This is a genomic window from Sphaerimonospora mesophila, from assembly GCF_001417795.1.
Lineage (GTDB): Bacteria > Actinomycetota > Actinomycetes > Streptosporangiales > Streptosporangiaceae > Sphaerimonospora > Sphaerimonospora mesophila.
Genome location: NZ_BCBX01000032.1, coordinates 281,799 through 299,985 on the forward strand (window position 1 = coordinate 281,799; position 18,187 = coordinate 299,985).

Annotated in this window: 18 protein-coding genes; 11 read left to right on the plus strand and 7 right to left on the minus strand. The window is 67.5% G+C overall.

Annotation, left to right across the window (positions count from 1 at the left end; all coding sequences use genetic code 11):
* Positions 1-178 precede the first annotated feature (178 nt).
* Entirely contained in the window at positions 179-844 is a 666-nt protein-coding gene (locus tag AP234_RS08970; RefSeq protein WP_152990315.1) for a hypothetical protein, read from the plus strand.
* A gap of 322 nt (positions 845-1,166) precedes the next feature.
* On the opposite strand, the gene AP234_RS36035 is transcribed toward AP234_RS08970, so the two are convergent.
* Complete coding sequence (locus AP234_RS36035) at positions 1,167-2,123, minus strand: DUF6492 family protein (RefSeq protein ID WP_431998318.1); 957 nt, start codon at positions 2,121-2,123, stop codon at positions 1,167-1,169.
* A gap of 90 nt (positions 2,124-2,213) precedes the next feature.
* Between AP234_RS36035 and AP234_RS08980 the strand changes: the two genes are divergently transcribed.
* Both AP234_RS08980 and AP234_RS08985 read left to right on the plus strand, forming a co-directional pair.
* A complete protein-coding gene (locus AP234_RS08980) occupies positions 2,214-2,942 on the plus strand; it encodes a hypothetical protein (RefSeq protein ID WP_055479105.1) in 729 nt (242 codons plus the stop codon).
* A complete protein-coding gene (locus AP234_RS08985) occupies positions 2,935-4,347 on the plus strand; it encodes an O-antigen ligase family protein (RefSeq protein ID WP_055479106.1) in 1,413 nt (470 codons plus the stop codon). The genes AP234_RS08980 and AP234_RS08985 overlap by 8 nt, the downstream gene beginning before the upstream one ends.
* Here the strand turns inward: AP234_RS08985 and AP234_RS08990 are convergent.
* Positions 4,262-4,831, minus strand: a complete 570-nt coding sequence (locus tag AP234_RS08990; RefSeq protein WP_055479107.1) for a dTDP-4-dehydrorhamnose 3,5-epimerase family protein — start codon at positions 4,829-4,831, stop codon at positions 4,262-4,264. The genes AP234_RS08985 and AP234_RS08990 overlap by 86 nt on opposite strands.
* 146 nt (positions 4,832-4,977) lie before the next feature.
* Between AP234_RS08990 and AP234_RS08995 the strand changes: the two genes are divergently transcribed.
* From AP234_RS08995 to AP234_RS09010, 4 genes are all read left to right on the plus strand, one after another.
* Positions 4,978-5,793 carry a WecB/TagA/CpsF family glycosyltransferase gene (locus AP234_RS08995; protein ID WP_235558047.1) on the plus strand — a complete coding sequence of 272 codons (816 nt, stop codon included), beginning with the start codon at positions 4,978-4,980 and terminating at the stop codon, positions 5,791-5,793.
* A gap of 20 nt (positions 5,794-5,813) precedes the next feature.
* A complete protein-coding gene (locus AP234_RS09000) occupies positions 5,814-7,901 on the plus strand; it encodes a glycosyltransferase (protein ID WP_055479108.1) in 2,088 nt (695 codons plus the stop codon).
* 93 nt (positions 7,902-7,994) lie between these two features.
* On the plus strand, positions 7,995-9,242 hold the full coding sequence (locus AP234_RS09005; RefSeq protein ID WP_055479109.1) for a hypothetical protein: 1,248 nt from the start codon (positions 7,995-7,997) through the stop codon (positions 9,240-9,242).
* 91 nt (positions 9,243-9,333) lie between these two features.
* A complete protein-coding gene (locus AP234_RS09010; RefSeq protein WP_083501922.1) occupies positions 9,334-10,533 on the plus strand; it encodes an acyltransferase family protein in 1,200 nt (399 codons plus the stop codon).
* Positions 10,534-10,632: 99 nt separating this feature from the next.
* Here the strand turns inward: AP234_RS09010 and AP234_RS09015 are convergent, their stop codons facing one another.
* The 4 genes from AP234_RS09015 to AP234_RS39430 form a co-directional block, all read right to left on the minus strand.
* Complete coding sequence (locus AP234_RS09015; RefSeq protein ID WP_055479111.1) at positions 10,633-11,577, minus strand: NAD-dependent epimerase/dehydratase family protein; 945 nt, start codon at positions 11,575-11,577, stop codon at positions 10,633-10,635.
* 234 nt (positions 11,578-11,811) lie between these two features.
* Complete coding sequence (locus AP234_RS09020) at positions 11,812-12,915, minus strand: 2-oxoacid:ferredoxin oxidoreductase subunit beta (RefSeq protein ID WP_055479112.1); 1,104 nt, start codon at positions 12,913-12,915, stop codon at positions 11,812-11,814.
* Positions 12,908-14,755: a 2-oxoacid:acceptor oxidoreductase subunit alpha gene (locus AP234_RS09025; RefSeq protein WP_055479113.1), complete on the minus strand. Its 1,848-nt coding sequence runs from the start codon at positions 14,753-14,755 to the stop codon at positions 12,908-12,910. Before AP234_RS09025 ends, AP234_RS09020 begins: the two co-directional genes overlap by 8 nt.
* Positions 14,756-15,033: 278 nt before the next feature.
* Positions 15,034-15,105, minus strand: coding sequence for a putative leader peptide (locus AP234_RS39430; RefSeq protein ID WP_431998376.1), 72 nt, complete (start codon positions 15,103-15,105; stop codon positions 15,034-15,036).
* A 194-nt stretch (positions 15,106-15,299) separates the two neighbouring features.
* Between AP234_RS39430 and AP234_RS09030 the strand changes: the two genes are divergently transcribed.
* Genes AP234_RS09030 through nuoH form a run of 4 tightly spaced genes read left to right on the plus strand, consistent with a single transcriptional unit; the run spans position 15,300 to position 17,820 of the window.
* Entirely contained in the window at positions 15,300-15,671 is a 372-nt protein-coding gene (locus tag AP234_RS09030) for an NADH-quinone oxidoreductase subunit A (RefSeq protein WP_055479114.1), read from the plus strand.
* A 58-nt stretch (positions 15,672-15,729) separates the two neighbouring features.
* Positions 15,730-16,254 (plus strand): NuoB/complex I 20 kDa subunit family protein, encoded by a 525-nt coding sequence (locus AP234_RS09035; RefSeq protein ID WP_055479115.1) that lies wholly within the window; start codon positions 15,730-15,732, stop codon positions 16,252-16,254.
* Positions 16,251-16,874 carry an NADH-quinone oxidoreductase subunit C gene (locus AP234_RS09040; protein WP_235558048.1) on the plus strand — a complete coding sequence of 208 codons (624 nt, stop codon included), beginning with the start codon at positions 16,251-16,253 and terminating at the stop codon, positions 16,872-16,874. The genes AP234_RS09035 and AP234_RS09040 overlap by 4 nt, the downstream gene beginning before the upstream one ends.
* Positions 16,867-17,820: an NADH-quinone oxidoreductase subunit NuoH gene (nuoH, locus tag AP234_RS09045; RefSeq protein ID WP_055479116.1), complete on the plus strand. Its 954-nt coding sequence runs from the start codon at positions 16,867-16,869 to the stop codon at positions 17,818-17,820. Before AP234_RS09040 ends, nuoH begins: the two co-directional genes overlap by 8 nt.
* 48 nt (positions 17,821-17,868) lie before the next feature.
* Here nuoH and AP234_RS36040 read toward each other — a convergent pair whose 3' ends face one another.
* Positions 17,869-18,171 (minus strand): hypothetical protein, encoded by a 303-nt coding sequence (locus tag AP234_RS36040; RefSeq protein WP_152990316.1) that lies wholly within the window; start codon positions 18,169-18,171, stop codon positions 17,869-17,871.
* Positions 18,172-18,187 lie beyond the last annotated feature (16 nt).

The window sequence follows — 18,187 nt, forward strand, 5'->3', positions numbered from 1 at the left end:
GCTGGGATCCGGATGGAACTCCTGGTCAAGGCGTAACGTCTTCGTTCGAGTCCTCGATGAACGAGCGCCGCTCCTCGCCGGGGTCGGTGCGGTGTTCGGGGTTTGGGTAAGGGTGAGCATGAATTTCTGGAGAACCGTTTTCCGACTCCTGCGGTGCCGGTTCGTCGGTCCTCCTGTCGTGCTGCTGTCCCTCGCCCTGGCCCTGGCGGCCTATTTTCTCGTGCCGGTGAGGTACACATCCGCCACCTCGCTGGTGCTGACCGCTCCGCCGACGGGTGGCATGTCGCCAGTGGATCGTGCCAAACCCGTCCAACTCTCCAATCCTCTGCTTCAGCCCAATGACGGGCTGCGCATCGTCGCCAGCATCCTCATCCTGAGGATGAGCAACGAGGGCGAGCGGAAGCGACTGGGAGTCGGACCGGACAGCCCCACGGAACTGACCGTGGACGATGGCCGTTCCAACCCCGATCTGCTCGGCATCACCTCGACCGGCCCATTCGTCTGCATAGGGATCGACGGCCCGTCCGCGGCCGAGACGCGAAAACTCCAGGTAGCGGTGGAGAAACGCATTCGCGAGCAGTTGGTCGACTACCAGAAGGCGCTCGGTGCTCCGCCGAGCACATTCATCGCGATCAGTCAGGTGTCCTCCATCGGGCCGGACGCCGAGAGCGGAGCACGGTGGAAGATCGCGGCCGCGGTGTTGATGGCGGGGATCGGCCTGGGCCTGGCCGGCGCCTACGGGCTGTCCGTCCGCCGGGCGGCCCGTCGTGCGGCCGGCGAGGCCTCCGGCCCCCAGACGGACCCGGTGCCGGAATGTCAGGAAGAGGGTGCGTCGGTCGAGTAGTGGTCGGCGGGGGTTGCAGGAAGCGGAGCGGGAGGGAGCGAGGACCGCATGCCGGGCCCCGCTGGGCGGGGTCCGGTAGCGGACCGGAGCTTTCTCCCGGCGCAGCGACCGGAACCGATCAGGGACTTCCTCAGTGGTGTCCGTTACCGATGCAGAGGGTGCGTCGGTCGAGTAGTGGTCGCGGGGGTTGCAGGGAGCGGAGCGGGAGGGAGCGAGGACCGCATGCCGGGCCCCGCTGGGCGGGGTCCGGTAGCGGACCGGAGCTTCCTCCCGGCGCAGCGACCGGAACCGATCAGTCCGCTGACCGACCGATGCCCTAGCCCTAGCGGCTGGATTCCCGTCGGGCGACATCCATGCAACGTGCTATCGCGGCCCGTCGCACCTCGAGCGTGGTGCCGGACTTGGCGGAGATCATCATGCCGATGGCACGCGAACCGAGCCGGTCGGCGAAGGCGAGGGCGTCGGCCATGCTCAGCGGCGTGGCATCCCAGTAGTTGTGGCAGATGCCGGTGTCCGAAGCCGCCGGAGCGCCGAGCAGTTCGTCCACGAACACCCCGTACAGGATGAACTCCGAGATGTGCAGGTGCGAGGAGAAGGCATCCTGCCAGCGCCGTCCCGTCGCCGTCTCGATTCGGTCCTGCAGCGCTCGCACGGCCTTCGGGTCCCACAGGGTCAGCGAGTTGACGTAGTCGTGTAGTGGGGGAGCGGGCACGTGCGGGCGCCCGAGCAGTTGCCGGGCGGCCTCATGCCACCGCAGGTGCCGTCGCATGCCGGAGTGGACTCCATGGTCGATCCGATGCAGCCGGAGCCGCTCCCCGACCATGAAGTCCCGCACGCGCACCGGGCGGACGAGCACGATGTCGGAATCCGCGACGAGGACCGCGTCGGCCTCCACCCGCGCCGCGGCGGCGAGCTTGAGGGACTGCTGGAGGACCCAACCCCTTACCGGAGGCCACGGTCTGGCGACGTTCAACCACAATCGGGACAGCGGTATCGGAATATATGTGCGGGGCAATAAATCGGGCTCTATCCACACGCGGCATCGCGGGCCCTCGAATCGGGCGAACAGGCCACGATCTCGAGGCGGGACGATCACATGGTGAACGGTGTCTTCCGGAGTGTGTCTCAACACCGAACGGTGCAGGTCGGCGAAGAGTTCCAGATCCGGCGCATAACTCGGCGTGATGACCGCAAGCTCGCTCACGCCGACATACTCCGATTCCTCCGCAGGTGACGCGCTATGATTCCGGGAAACGAATCGTTTTCGGTACTTCGGCACCGTATGTTACCGCCGCGTGAGTAACGCCGCGTGGTCGTCCGCCGATTCTTTTCGGGAGACCAATGGCCGCCGGGCCGCGAAGGGGGTGCCGTGGACTTCTGGGCGGCGGTCGCCGTTCTGCTGCGGCGCTGGTATGTGACCTTCCCGGCTTTTCTGCTCACCGTCGCCGGAGCGTATTTCGTCTACATCGGGATTCCGCCGCAGTACGAGTCGTCCGCGGCGCTGGTGCTCACCGTGCCGACGACCGGTTCCACCCAGTCGACCAGGCCAGGGAAGCCCGAGACGCTGTTCAACCCGCTGCTGAACTTCGACGGCGGATTGAACATGACCGCGTCCATCCTGGTTCGGGTGCTCGCCACGGCCAGAACCGCCGAGGAGTTGGGGGTGCGGCCGGGCGGTGATACCGGATACACCGTCAACAACGGTCATCCCAACCCGGAGCTGCTCGTCAACACGCCCTTCCTGATGATCGAGGGGGTGAGCACGGACCCGGCGGACGCTCAGGAGATCGTGCGAAAAGTGGCCGAGCGGGCGAAGGTCGAGCTGGCCATGCGGCAGCGGCTGCTGAACGCTCCGCCCGCGACGTACATCACCATCTCCGAGGTGGTTCCGCCGACGCCCGCGGTCATCCAGAATCGCGGCAAGTTGCGTCCCGTGGCCGCGGCTTCGCTGCTCGGATTGTGTGCCGGCCTCATGGCCGGGTTCGCGGCGGAGAGCGTCTCGGCCGGTCTGCGACGCCGCAGTGCGCCGGGTGCCGAGGAGCGGCCGCCCGATCGAGCTGCCGGGAGCGTACGGCACCGCGGCGGTGAGAGTGCGTAAGCCCCTCCCTCCGGCCGCGACCACCCGGCGACGTCCGCCGATCGTGGACCTGTCGGGGCGGCGCGGATTCGACGGCGCCACGCTGGGGGCGGTGTTCGCCGTGGTCGTGCTGCTCGTCCCGGCGCGGCTGATCCTCCGTGGGCTGCCGTTCGCGCTCACTCCCGCGGAGGTCATCGGGCTCTTCGCGGGCATGTGGTGGCTCTGCGCGCATCTCACCGACACGCTCGGCGCGGCCAAGGGCCACAACGGGGTGCGCACCGCGATCTTCATCTACGCCGTTTCGCAGTTGGCGACCTACGCCTATTCCTCCGCGTCCTATCTGCCGGCGCGGGCGCTGTCACTGAGCGACCACTCGGCCGTCATCTCGGCCGCGATGATCGGTATAGCGCTGCTCGCGTGCGATGGCGTGCACGGACGGGATCGGCTCGATCTGGTGCTGAGGACGGTCGTCGTCGCAGGGGCGGTCGTCGGGCTCATCGGCGCCGTGCAGTACCTGATGACTTTCGACCCGACGCAGTACATGGACATTCCGGGGACCCAGTCCCGGGTCCTGGCCGAGGGGATCCACGAACGGGCCGGCGTCAACAGGGCGGCCTCCACCGCCAGCCACCCCATCGAGTTCGGCGTCCTCTGCGCCATGATCCTTCCGCTCGCACTGCATTACGCCTTCGAGGCCGCCGAGTCCGGGAACCGGGTGTTGCGCTGGTGGCTGTGCTGTGCGCTGGTCGCTTCCGGGATGGTGTTCTCCGCGTCCAGGTCGCCGATGCTGGGACTGGTCGTGTCGGGCCTGGTGCTGTTCTTCGGCTGGTCGGCGGCCCGGCGAGTCCGGGCGCTGCTCGCGCTCGCCGGGTTCACCCTGCTGGTGAAGGTGACCGCCCCCGGGCTGCTCGGGGCCATCACCGCTCTGTTCACCAATCTCGACAACGACACGAGCCTGATGTACCGGACGAACGACTACACCACGGCCCTGGCCGAGATATCCCGGCACCCTCTGCTCGGGCGTGGCATCGGCACCTGGTACGCGCCCGAGTTCATCGTCTTCGACAACCAGTATCTGCTCACCACCGTCGAGGCGGGGATCATCGGCCTGCTCGCCCTCGTGCTGATGTTCTCCACCGGCATCTGGGCGTCGCTGCGGGCGAGATGGCGTGTCGCCGATCGGTCGGTACGAGACCTGGGGCTGAGCCTTGCCGCGTGCCTGGTCGTGCCTCTGGTGGGCGCGGCCACCTTCGACCTGCAGGCCTTCCAAATGGCGAACGCCATGTCATTCCTGCTCGTCGGACTGTCGGGCGCACTGTCGCGGACCGTGAAGCGGGAGTTCACACCTCAGGGGAAGCAGGAGCCGCGGCCTCAAGGACCGACCGCACCCGCCGCCAGGAGCCGGCCGCGAGGTCGCGCCGACTGATCGCGGTCACCGGGAGCGGCCAGTCGATCGCGAGGTCGGGGTCGTCGTATCGGACGGAGATGTCCTCGGCGGGGTCGTGCTCCCGGTCGATGCGGTAGCAGACGTCCGCCTCGGTGAGCGCCTGGTAGCCGTGCAGCAGGCCGGGCGGGACGTACAGGTGGGCGAAGCTCTCGTCGTCGAGCAGCACCGACATCTGCGCACCGTAGGTGGGGGAGTCCGGCCTGGCGTCGACGAGCACGTCGTGGATCGCGCCGCGGGCGCAACGCACGAGCTTGGCCTCGCCCTGTCCGGCACGTCCGTGTAAGGCGCGGATTCCGCCCCGGATCGTGCGGGATTGGCTGTCCTGTACGAACGACGCGGGGTTCAGCCCGTGGGCGGCGGCGATTGAGGCGTCGAAGGTTCGTGTGAATAGCCCGCGTTCGTCCCGATATGGGGTTGGTATGAAGATAAGGACACCATTGAGTGTTCCGGTTTCGACTTTCATATGTTTATCATCCCAGATGTCCGGAAAGTTAACCAGGACAATCCCTGTAACGAGAGTAAGTCGACCTTCGATCAAATGAGTGTACGGCTGGGCTCGATAGAGATAAGAGACGGTCGATATTTGAATTTAGGGACGGGGATATTCCGGTGGACCGCTATCCGAACGGTTTCGGCTCGACGCCGGGGCCCGCGATTCCGCGGGTACGGCTCGGCGCGGTCGAGATCATGGCGGTCAGCGAGTCCGAAGTCGTCGACCATGTTTCGGACGCGTGGAAACGGAATTCGGGCGGCTCGATCATCACCGCCAATGTCGACATCGTCCGTGCCGCCACCCGCGATCCCGATCTCGCGGCACTGGTCGCCGACGCCGAGCTCGTGGTCGCGGACGGCATGCCGGTGGTCTGGGCCGCGGGATTGGCGGGCCGCCCGGTCCGCGGCAGGGTGACGGGGGCGTCACTGGTGTTCAGCCTCAGTGCGCGTGCCGCCCGCGACGGCCGTTCCATCTTCCTGCTCGGCGGTGATTCCGGCGTTCCGGAGACCGCGGCAAGGATGCTCGCCGAGCGGTTCCCGTCGTTGCGGGTGGCCGGCTCCCACGCCCCGCCGTACGGCTTCGACACCACACCTGAAGGCATGCGGGAGGCCGTGGACCGGGTGGTGGCAGCGGCGCCCGACCTCGTCTTGGTCGGGCTCGGTTTTCCCAAGCAGGAACGTACCATCGCGGAAATTCGTAGCCGGCTGCCGCGTGCCTGGTGTCTCGGCTGCGGCGCGGGCATCCCGATGGCGGCCCAGCAGTTCCACCGCGCTCCCGATTGGCTGCAGCGGGTCGGCGGCGAGTGGCTGTATCGGCTCTGGCTGGAGCCACGCCGACTGGCGGGTCGCTATCTGAGAAAGGATCTGCCATTCGCGATCAAGCTGCTCTCCGGCGCCGCCTGGCGGCGACTGTCGCTCAACCGTCACCCCTGAGCACGGACAACGGCCGCCATATGTCCCCTTCGGCTCGTACGCCGCTCGCCGTGGTGATCGTCACGTACGCCGCGGGTCAGGTCATCGAGGACTGCCTGCGTTCGCTCGGCCCGGCACTGGCGGACGCCGGACCGGCACGGATCATCGTGGTGGACAACGCCTCAGCCGATGACACCGTCGACCGCGTACGGCAATGGGGTGCGGGGGTCGAGCTGATCGAGACGGGAAGCAACGGAGGTTTCGCCGCGGGGGTGAACGCCGGGGTGGCCGCGGCCGCCGGCTGTGACGTACTGGTGTTGAACGCCGACATACGGATGAGCCCGGGTTCCGTGGTGAAGTTGCGCCGGGCGCTCGACGTGGAAGGCACCGGGATCGCCGTTCCACGTCTGGTCGACGCCGAGGGAGTGCTGCATTTCTCGCTGCGCCGACGGCCGAGTGTGCTCAGGACGTTCGGCGAGGCGGTCCTCGGCGGGCACCGGGCCGGCCGGTACGCCCCGCTGGGTGAGCTTGTGACGAAGACGGACGTCTACCGGCACCCGTGCACGGTCGCCTGGGCGACCGGCGCCGCCTGGTTGATCTCCAGGGACTGCCTGGACGAGCTCGGCCCGCTGGACGAGAGGTACTTCCTCTACTCGGAGGAGACCGAGTACATGTTGCGCGCGGGTGAGCGAGGATTCGCCATCCGCTACGAGCCGTCCGCGATCGCCGTCCACCTCGGCGGCGAGCAGGCCTCCTCGATCCCCCTCGCGTCGCTGGCCACGACGAATCGTGTCCGGCTGCACCGTGAACGGTTCGGCCCTCTCAGGGGCCGCATGATGTGGCTGGCCGCCGTGCTCAACGAGGTGATACGCGGTGTCGTGCGCAGGGGTGCCTCAGGGCGGTTGCACCGGGCCGGGGCACGCGCGCTGCTGACGATGCCGCAGTGGCCGGCCCGGCCGGACCGTCCGCCACCACCCTCCGGTTATGTGTGCTTTTCCGCCCAGGACTGGTGGTATCACAACAGGGCACACTCCGACTTTCAGCTCATGCGCCGGGTGGCCGCGCAGCGGCGTGTGCTGATCGTCAACAGCATCGGCATGCGGATGCCGCTGCCCGGCAGGTCGACTCATCCGCTCCGGCGGGTGGTGCGCAAGCTCCGCAGCGTGGCGAAGTTCGTCCGGCGACCGCTGCCGGGCTTCTACGTGATGTCGCCGCTGCCGCTGCCGTTGTACGGCTCGCGGTTCGGCAGGTGGGCGAGTGCCGTGCTGGTCCGGACGCAGGTGCGGGTGGTGTGCCGGGCGCTCGGTCTGCGTACGCCAGTGATCATGGTGACCATACCCACGGCATGGGATGTCGTGCGGCCGTTACGCAGGCGCGCCCTGGTGTACAACCGTTCCGATCGGCACTCCGCCTTTCCCGAGTCGGACCGGGCCGTGATGGAGACGATGGAGCGAGGGCTGCTGGAGAGCGCCGATCACGTGTTGTACGTGAGCAGTGCTCTGCTGGCCGAGGAACGCGAGTTCACCGGCGACCGGGCCCACTTCCTCGATCACGGGGTGGATCTGGACCACTTCCGGCGCGTGCCCGCCGAGAGGCAACCCGCCGATCTGCGGGCGATTCCCGGGCCTCGGGTGGGTTTCTTCGGGGCGCTGGACGACTTCGTGGTCGATTTCGATCTGCTGGAGCGTGTCGCCAGGGACCTTCCCGAGGTCTCCCTCGTGCTGATCGGTGACGCCACCGGGCCGATGGACCGGCTCACCCGCCATCCGAACGTGCACTGGCTCGGGTTCCGCTCTTATGAGCGGATTCCCGCGTACGGATCGGGGTTCGATGTCGCGATCATGCCGTGGCTGGACAACTCGTGGATCAGGCACGCCAATCCGATCAAGCTCAAGGAATATCTCGCCCTCGGCCTCCCCGTCGTGAGTACGGACTTCGCCCAGCTGGAAGGTTACGCCGACCGGGTGCGGGTGGCGAAGAACGGTGAGAGCTTCGTCGAGGCGATCCGCGCCACCCTTTCCGATGGCGGTCCGATGAATTCGGAGAAACTGCGCGCTTCGGTGTCCGATGCGGACTGGGCGGCACGCGCCGCCGAACTGATGACGTTGGTCGAGGTGCGCGGACACTGACACATTCATCCGATTCATCCGGGACGAACTTCGACGGCGGGGAGTGGAATGGCTTCGAGGCGAGGAAAAATACGCCTGTCGATTGTCGCGGTCATGCTCGTGGTGGCCTCGTCCGGGTGGTACGCCGTGAACGCGATGCGTGACCTGGACGAGCTGCGGCTTCCCCGGATCGACTGGGAGGGGGGACCCGCGTACTACGAGAAGTTCAGGGCGGCCAAGGAGGCGGGATGGGGGAACCCGTCCTTCTTCCCGATCGGTGTCTGGTTCGAGTCCGTGGGCACGGACGAGGACGTGGTCACGGACAAGGCCGCCGGCATCAATACGTATGTCGAGCTGACCGACAACAGCGACATCAGGCTGGTCCGGGCACATGGGCTGTACGCGCTGCCCAGCAAACCGCTGAAGGGCGTGGGCGCCGAGACCGTCGGATGGCTCATCACCGATGAGGCCGACATGTGGGGCGGGCCCGGCGACGGCGTTTGGACCGGCCGGTTTCCCGGCGAAGGGCAGATCTGCGAACGGCAGGACGTTCCCTGTGGCTACACCGTGATGCGGACCCTGAAGGACAGGTTGCCCAAGGGCGACGGCCGGTTCTTCTACGCCAACTACGGCAAGGGCGTACAGATATGGGAGTCGACGCAGGAGGCGGCCGAATTCGTCAACTCCTACACCGACGTCACCTCGGCGGATATGTACTGGTACACGGACGTCGGCATCTGTTCCGAGTCGCAGAATTTCCTCAAGTGGTCCCCCAAGGAATGTCCGCTCGCCGCTGATTACGGTCAGGTCATCGACAGGATGCGCCAACTCGACGCACTGGACAGGCGACGGCAGCCGATATACGCCTACGTCGAGCTCGGCTGGCCGGGGACGAACGGGAAGCGACTGATCCGGCCGGAGGAGGCGGCCGGGGCGGTGATGAACTCGCTGATCCACGAGGCACGGGGGATCGTCTATTTCAACCACAGCTTCGGAGGGCCCTGTCCGACCCAGCATCTGCTGAGGGAGGACTGCTATGCCGGAATGCGCAGCATGATCACCGAGGTCAACCGGCGAATCACGGAGCTGGCCCCGGTGCTGAACACCCAGTCGTATCGCCACACCTTCGCTCCCGGCCTGGACACCATGCTGAAGCTCCACGACGGCTCCTGCTACGTGTTCTCCATGATCAAGCGCGGAGCGGCCACCGGTAGGCACACGCTGGCCCTTCCCCCGGAACTCGCTTCGGCCAAGGAGGTCGAGGTGCTTTTCGAGAACCGGAAGATTCCCATAGAGAACGGGCGGTTCACCGATGCCTTCGACGATGAGTACACCTACCACATTTACCGGATCACTCCATAACGCCGGCCGTCCGAGGACATCGGCGGGCATTTCCGTACGGGAGTTCGACAGCGCGGTCCCGCGCAGTGGGAAGGGCGGCGGTGGTACGTAAATGAGATGCCGGAGGCGGGTGACCCGCGCGTCTCGATCATCGGCCGGGACCGATGCCCCGGTGCGACTGCCTTCGCTGACCGGGTTGCGGTGGTTTGCCGCTTTTGCCGTTTTTGGTTTTCATATTCGGTACGCCCCGGAGTTGAGCGCCGACCCGGGTCTCGCCTCCGTGCTCGATGTGCTGTTCGGTCCTGGAGCGGCCGGTGTGCCGTTCTTCTTCATCCTCTCCGGTCTGGTCCTCACCTGGTCGGCCCGGCCAGGTGACCGACCGGGGGCGTTCTGGCGACGGAGGGCCGCGCGCATCCTGCCCGTCCATGTGGTGATGTGGACGGGAGTCTTCACCGTTCTCGCGGTGCGACGGATCGCCGAGCCCGGCCCGGCGTTGACCGGACTCGTGCTGATCCAGGCGTGGATCCCGGATCAGGCCTACTACTTCGGGGTCAACACCCCCGCGTGGTCTCTCTCCTGCGAAATGGCGTTCTATGCCGCCTTCCCGCTCATGCTGCCGCTGCTGCGTCGCGTACCGGCGAATCGGCTCAGCCTGGTCGCGGCTGGTGCGTTCGCCGCCATTTGGCTGGTCCCGGTCGTGTCACTGGCGATGCCCCGTGACATCGCGTACTGGTTCGTCTGGGTTTTCCCGGCCGCCCGGGTCTTCGAGTTTCTGCTGGGCATGTCGTTGGCCCTGCTCATAAGGGAAGGCCGCTGGCGTGGTCCCGGCCTGGTGCCGTCGGCGGCTCTGGTGGCAGCGGCCTACCTGGCACAGCCGTACATGTGGGAGCGGTGGGCGTGGGTGGCGTGGATGTCGGGTCCGCTCGCGCTGCTGGTGGCCGCCGCGGCGTCGGCCGACGTCGAGGGGCGTCGTTCGCTGCTCCGGACTCCTGTGCTCATCCGGCTCGGCGAACTGTCGTTCGCGTTCTACCTGTGCCACCATCCGGTGATCAGGTTTGGCGCTCGACTCCTGCGAGGAGCGACTCCGTCCGTCCCGATGCTGGTCGCCGTCGCGGCGGGCATGTTGCTGCTCGCGGTCGGGCTGGCGTGGTCGCTCTACCACCTGGTCGAACGGCCGCTGGAAAAGCGGCTGAGCGGCCGCCGGAGGGCCACCGGCCCAGAACGCGAAACGAACAGGCCGTACGACCGTGACCGTGACCCGGCTCCGGCGACGTCGTCCTCCGAGTCGCCGCCGCACGGGTCCGACGGGTGAGCTTCCTGACCGAGCCCCGTTCGAGTTCCGGGTGACCGGTCTCCGGCGCACCGTGGCCAAGCGGCCACGGTCTCGCCGTCCTCGATCGGCTGCGCGAGGTCATCGCGACGGCCGTTCCTCGGGCGTCGACCGGGCGTACCAGGTGAAAGTACGCCGGAGGCCCTCTTCGAGACCGACGGCGGGATGCCAGCCCAGGGTCTCGGCGGCGGGTGCGACGTCGGCGATCCGGGCCGCGTCCAGCGGGCGATCCGCGAGTGCTCCGTACCGCGGTGCTACGGGGACATCGGCGATTTCGACGAGCCGCTCGACGACCTGCCTGATGGAGGTCCCCGTTCCCGTGCCGATGTCGAAGACGCCGCCGGCCGCCGCCTCGGTCTCGGCGGCGGCGATGAAGGCATCGACCACGTCGTCGACGTAGACCCAGTCGACGAGCCGGGTGCCGCTGGAGATCTCCGGCGGGCGACCCTCCAGCAGCGACCGGGTCACGTACGGCACCAGCCGACGCGTGTTCGGATCGCCGGGGCCGTAGACCATGGCCACCCGCAGGACCGTGACCGGCACGCGCCACAGTTGATGGAACAGGCGGGCATAGCCCGTCGCGGCCCATTTCGCCACGGCGTAGGGCGACGAGGATGTGATCTCGCCCTTCTCCGGACGGGGCTCCTCGATGGAGCCGGCGAGCACGACCCTGGCCGCCGCGGTGCCGTCCATGACCGCGGTAAGGAGGTTGATCACGCTGGACAGGTTGGCCTCGAGCGTGGGGCGGACGGCGTGGACGTCCCTGGTGCCGGTGACCTCGCTGGCCAGGTGGAACACCACGTCAGGGCGGGTGGCGCGGATCAGGTCCCCGGTCGCCGCACCGTCGCGCAGATCCACCGCGTGCCAGATCGCGCCGCCCGACGCGCGCCGCGTGCGGCTCACCGCATGGACCTCGGCGCCGAGCGACTCGAGCCGCCGGACGAGGTGGGCGCCGATGAAACCGGTCGCGCCCGTGACGACCGTACGCCTTCCCGCCCAGCCTTCCCCGCTGCCGGCGGCGGTCACGGCCGCGCGACCGTTCTCTGACCGTGACCGGCCGGGATCGCGGTGAGATCGCCGGGGGGATACGCACGGATCATCTGGGCTCCCGAGGGTTTCCGCAGGGCAGAGAATCGAATTGTCGCAGTTTCCCCGCCCGGCGGGACGGGCTTCCGCCAGATCGCGTTGTCGCCGAATGCGGTACGCGGAGATGCGCGAAGGGACTCCCACGATGGGAGTCCCTTCGTCACATCGGTCTGATCAGTTGATCTGCCAGGTGTCGCCGGAGTTGAGCAGACCGGCGAGGCTGCCGGGGCCCTTGGCGGCGATGGCGGTGTCGAGCTGCTCGTTCAGCAGCTGGTCGTACGACGGGCGGTCGACCGAACGGAAGATCCCGATCGGCACGTGCTCGAAGGCGGGGTCGTCCAGCCGGGACAGCGCGAACGCCAGCGACGGGTCGGGGTTGTGCACGTCGTGGACGAGGATCTCGCTGTCGGCGACGTCGGCGCGGCGTACGACCTCGACCCCACCGGTCGGCGACAGCCGTACTGCCTTCTCGTTGTCGCCGGTGCCGAAGACGATCGGCTGTCCGTGCTCGAGCTTGACGGTGATCTCGTCCCGGGTGGCGGGGTCCTTCAACGCCTCGAAGGCGTTGTCGTTGAAGATGTTGCAGTTCTGGTAGATCTCCACCAGTGAGGCGCCGCGGTGGGCGGCCGCCTCGCGCAGCACCCCCTGCAGGTGCTTACGGTCGCTGTCGATGGTCCGGGCCACGAAACCGGCCTCGGCGCCCAGCGCGAGGGAGATCGGGTTGAACGGCTTGTCCAGCGACCCCATCGGTGTCGACTTGGTGATCTTCCCGATCTCGCTGGTGGGGGAGTACTGCCCCTTGGTCAGCCCGTAGATCCGGTTGTTGAACAGCAGGATGTTGAGGTTGACGTTGCGGCGCAGCGCGTGGATCAGGTGGTTGCCGCCGATCGACAGCGCGTCACCGTCACCGGTGATCACCCACACGCTCAGGTCGGGCCTGGAGGCGGCCAGCCCGGTGGCGATCGCCGGGGCCCGGCCGTGGATGGAGTGGATGCCGTAGGTGTTCAGGTAGTACGGGAAACGCGAGGAGCAGCCGATCCCGGAGACGAACACGATGTTCTCGCGCTTGAGGCCGAGCTCGGGCAGGAACGACTGCACCGCCGCCAGGATGGCGTAGTCGCCGCAGCCGGGGCACCAGCGGACCTCCTGGTCGGACTTGAAGTCCTTCAGCGTCTGCTTGACCTCGGTCCGGGGGACCAGCGCCAGCCCCCTGCCGTTCAGGCTCCCGTTGCCGCTGCCGTTACCGGCGGCGCCGTTGCCGTTGCGGATCTCAGTCACTTTCAATCACTTCCTGAATCACCGTGGCGAGTTCGGCGGCCTTGAACGGAAGCCCGCGCACCCGGTTGTAGCCGATCACGTCGACCAGGAACCGGGCCCGCAGCAGCATGGCCAGCTGGCCGAGGTTGATCTCCGGCAGCAGCACCTTGTCGTAGGCGCGCAGCACCTGGCCGGTGTTGGCCGGCAGCGGGTTCAGATGCCGCAGATGGGCCTGGGCGACCTTGTGTCCGGCCGCACGCGCACGCCGTACTCCCGCAGCGATCGGCCCGTAGGTCGACCCCCAGCCGAGCACGAGCACCCTCGCGTCCCCGGTCGGGTCGTCCACGGACAGGTCGGGCACGTCAATGCCGTCGATCTTGGCCTGGCGCAGGTGGACCATCCGGTCGTGGTTGTCCGGATCGTAGGAGATGTTCCCACTGCCGTCGGCCTTCTCGATGCCGCCGATCCGGTGCTCCAGCCCCGGCGTGCCCGGTACGGCCCACGGCCGGGCCAGCGTGTCCGCATCCCGCTGGAACGGCAGGAACGTGGTGCCGTCTTCGCCGTTGGGCGTGGTCGCGAACTCCACGGAGATGTCGGGCAGTTCGGCGATGTCGGGGATGCGCCACGGCTCGGATCCGTTGGCCAGATAGCCGTCCGACAGCAGCATCACCGGCGTGCGGTACGCAAGGGCGATCCGGGCGGCCTCGATCGCCATGTCGAAGCAGTCGGCCGGGGTGGCCGGGGCCAGCACCGGCACCGGCGACTCGCCGTTGCGGCCGAACATCGCCATCAACAGGTCGGTCTGCTCGGTCTTGGTCGGCATCCCCGTGGACGGTCCGGCCCGCTGCACGTCCACGATGACCAGCGGCAGTTCGGTCGCCACCGCGAGACCGACCGTCTCGGCCTTGAGCGCCACACCGGGACCGGAGGTGGTGGTCACCCCCAGCGACCCGCCGAACGACGCGCCAAGGGCGGCGCCGACGCCGGCGATCTCGTCTTCGGCCTGGAAGGTCCGTACCCCGAACGCCTTGTGCTTGGACAACTCGTGCAGGATGTCGGAGGCCGGGGTGATCGGGTACGACCCGAGGAACAGCGGCAGCTTCGCCTGCACCGAGGCCGCGACCAGCCCGTAGGCCAGCGCCATGTTCCCGGAGATGTTGCGGTAGACGCCCGGGGCCAGGGCGGCCGGTTTCACCTCGTACGACACCGAGAACGACTCGGTGGTCTCACCGTAGTTCCACCCGGCCTGGAACGCCGCGATGTTCGCCTTGGCGATCTCGGGCTTGGCGGCGAACTTCGCCTCGAGGAACGCGGTCGTTCCCTCGGTCGGCCGGTTGTACAGCCACGACAGCAACCCGAGCGCGAACATGTTCTTGGCCCGCTCGGCGTCCTTCTTGGACACGTCGAAGCCCTCGAGCGCCTTGACCGTGAGCGAGGTCAGCGGGACCGCGTGCAGGCGCCACTCCTTGAGGGAGTCGTCCTCCAGCGGATTGCCCGCATAGCCGACCTTGGACAGGTTGCGCTTGGTGAACTCATCGGTGTTGGCGATGATGTCCGCACCACGCGGCAGATCGGCCAGGTTGGCCTTCAACGCGGCGGGGTTCATCGCGACCAGGACGTTCGGCGCGTCCCCGGGGGTCAGAATGTCGTGGTCGGCGAAGTGCAACTGGAAACTCGACACCCCGGGCAGCGTGCCCGCAGGCGCCCGGATCTCCGCCGGGAAGTTGGGAAGCGTCGACAGGTCGTTGCCGAACTGGGCCGTCTCCGCCGTGAACCGATCGCCTGTGAGCTGCATGCCGTCGCCCGAGTCACCCGCGAACCGGATGATCACGCGGTCGAGTTGCTGAACCTGCTTGGTCACAGCTCCTCAATCCTCCTCAACACGCCCGGGCCACCCTGCCCGAAACGCGTTCCTATATCCATGCTAGGTCGTCTCCCGTAGATCTTCTTGCCTACTATGGTCGGCAGAGATCCATGGGGCACTCCCTAGATCCATCGGGGCCACGCCTTGTTTTCCGTCGTGCGAACATTGACGTGCGTACTATCGGGGCTTGCCGCTTAGGGGAAGGCGGGGACCGGTATCCCGCGTCCACTGGCCCTGGTCGGTAGCTGGACCGAGGTCGGCAGGACAAATCACGCTCACGGACCATCCGGGCAACACAGTCCCGCCGCGAGCCGACACAGGTCGACGTGCAGGCGAGCGAAGAGCATCTTCCGGGTCACGATCCTCAACTATATGCGGGAGGTGGGCTTCCGTCCGTCATTGCCCACCCTTTGAGATCGTCGCCTCCGCTGGGTGTCCGCGCTGTTCCGCTGCGTGATCGGGTTATCGGGGTGGTAGACGGGCGTCGGCGTATGCTCGGCATGAGGTCCGGAGGTCGTACATCCTACGGCCGGGAGGCGACATGAACGGATATTTCGGGTCATATGTCGTAGTCGCGGTCCTGCTTCTCATCGGCGTGGCGATCTTCGCCGGCGGCCTGCTGGCCAACCGCGCGCTCCGGCCGAACCGGCCGACACCGGAGAAACTGCTCACCTATGAGTGCGGGATCGATCCCGTCGGCGAGGGATGGGCGCAGTCGCAGATCCGGTACTACGTCTTCACGTATCTCTACGTGGTCTTCGCGGTGGACGCGGTCTTCCTCTTCCCCTGGGCCATGGTCTTCGCCACGCCCGGATACGGCCTGACCACCCTCGTGGAGATGTTCGCCTTCCTGGGCCTCATCGCCCTCGGCATCCTGTACGCCTGGCGGAAGGGGGTGCTCACCTGGACGTGACAATCCGTACCGGACCCGGCCGTTCGCCGGGAGGCTCTCTGAAGAGGAGAATGACGTCATGGCGGTGAGCGACCTCCCGATGCCGACCGTCGGGCCCGGGGCCCGGCTGGCGCCCAAACCGATGAAGTTCGTGCTGAACTGGGGACGGCGCTATTCGCTGTGGGTCTTCAACTTCGGGCTGGCCTGCTGCGCCATCGAGTTCATCGCGACGTCGATGAGCAGACACGACTTCATCCGGTTCGGGGTCATTCCGTTCGCGAACGGCCCCAGGCAGGCCGACCTTATGATCGTTTCGGGGACGGTGACCGACAAGATGGCCCCGGCCGTCAAGCGGCTCTACGAGCAGATGCCCGATCCCAAGTACGTCATCTCGTTCGGGGCCTGCTCGAACACCGGCGGGCCGTACTGGGACTCCTACTGCGTGACCAAGGGCGTCGACCAGATCATCCCGGTCGACGTGTACGTCCCCGGCTGCCCGCCCCGGCCCGAGGCGCTGCTCCACGGCATCATGAAGCTCCAGGAGAAGATCGCCGGCGAGACGCTGGGCGACCGCTACCTACCGCCTTCGGGTGGGCAATCGTGAGCGCCGTGCCGGCCGCGGCCGCGGCCTTCGCCGACGCGGTCAGGGAGCGGTACGACTCGGGCTCGCAAGTCCAGGTCTCCGACTCGTTCGGCGAGCTGGTGGTGGACGTGCCACCGGACGCCTGGGTGGAGACACTGTCCTTCGCCAGGTCCCGGGGCTTCGAGTTCTTCGACTGGCTGACCGGTGTGGACGACCCACCGGACGACTTCCAGGTCGTCGCCCACGTCTTCGATCCGGTCGCGATGGCGCACCTGCTGGTCAGAACCCGGGTGCCGCGGACCGATCCTCGCCTGCCCACCGTGACCGGCGTCTTCCGCGGGGCCGACTGGCACGAGCGGGAGACGTTCGAGATGTTCGGCGTCGTCTTCGACGGCCACCCCGACCTGCGGCCGCTGCTGCTGCCCGACGGATTCGAAGGCCATCCGCTGCGCAAGGACTTCGTGCTCGCCGCCCGGGTCGCCAAGGCCTGGCCGGGAGCCAAGGAGCCGGGCGAATCCGGCCACGGCTCACCCAGCCGCCGCAAGATGCTGCCCCCGGGCGTTCCCGCCGACTGGGGCGAGGGCGCCGCGAGAGCCGTACCGGAGCCCGTACGCAGGGACGGGCGGGTGGGCGATGGCTGATCTGCTCGACATCGCGGTACGGCTGGCCGCCATCGTGGCGGCATTCCTGCTGCTACCGCTGATCGTCGGGCAGATGGAGCACAAGGCCATGGCCCACATGCAGTCCCGGCTCGGGCCGATGTACGCCGGTGGCTTCCACGGATGGGCGCAGCTCATCGCCGACGGGGTCAAGTTCGCCCAGAAGGAGGACGTGATCCCGGCCGCGGCCGACCGGCGGGTGTTCGCCATCGCGCCGGCCGTGGCGCTCGTGCCGTACCTCGTGGTGATGGTCGTGATCCCGATCGGCCCCGGGCTGGCCGGGGTGGACCTCGACGCCGGGCTGTTCTTCGTGCTGGCCGTGATGGGCATCGGCGTGCTCGGCGTGATCATGGCGGGGTGGGCGTCGGCCAACAAGTACAGCATGCTGGGCGGCATCCGGGCCGCCGCCCAGCTCATGTCGTACGAGCTGCCGCTCGTGCTCGCGGCCTCCGGCGTGGCGATGGCGGCGGGCACGCTGTCGCTGCAGGGGATCGTCGAGCAGTGGCGGTGGTGGTGGCTGCCCTGGCAGGCGATCGGTGCGGTGGTCTTCTTCGTCGCCGGGCTGGCGGAGCTGCGCCGGCCTCCGTTCGACATGCCGGTCGCCGAGTCGGAGCTCATCATGGGCCCGATGACCGAGTACACCGGCCTGCGGTTCGCCCTGTTCATGCTCGCGGAGTACGTCGGGATCGTGGTGCTGTCGGCGCTGACCACCGTCCTCTTCCTCGGCGGCTGGCATGGCCCGCTGCTTCCGGGGCCGGTCTGGACGCTCATCAAGGTCTTCGCCCTGGCGTTCGTGGTGATCTGGATCAGGGTCAGCTATCCCCGCCTCCGCGAGGACCAGTTGCAGAAGCTCGCCTGGATCGGCCTTGTCCCCCTGGCCCTCCTCCAACTCGCCCTCACCGGCGTCGTCAAGGTCCTCATGTCCTGACCGAACCCGCCCGCCGCCATGAAGCCTGACAGCGGTCGACAGCGTATGTCACAAGGGACACTTCCATTTACTTCCCTGGTTCTCGGCCTCGGCGGTCCAGTCCACCAACGTCTTTCCTGCGAATACGGCTTGCTCGTGAGTGCTGTACCAATCGTTGAAGTCGACATTCGGGGAAACTCTGCCGTTTTTTAGCCAGGTGGCCTCGGCTAGCTCCTGTCGGTCGATCGCGTCATTTCTCGCCAGACATTCGATGACCTTATAAATTGCCGACATGTGATCCTGCGCGACATCCTGGGGCGGGTCGGGGGACTTTCCTGTGCATGCGACCAATGTCAGAGCTGTGATTGCCATGACTGTGGTGGATCGG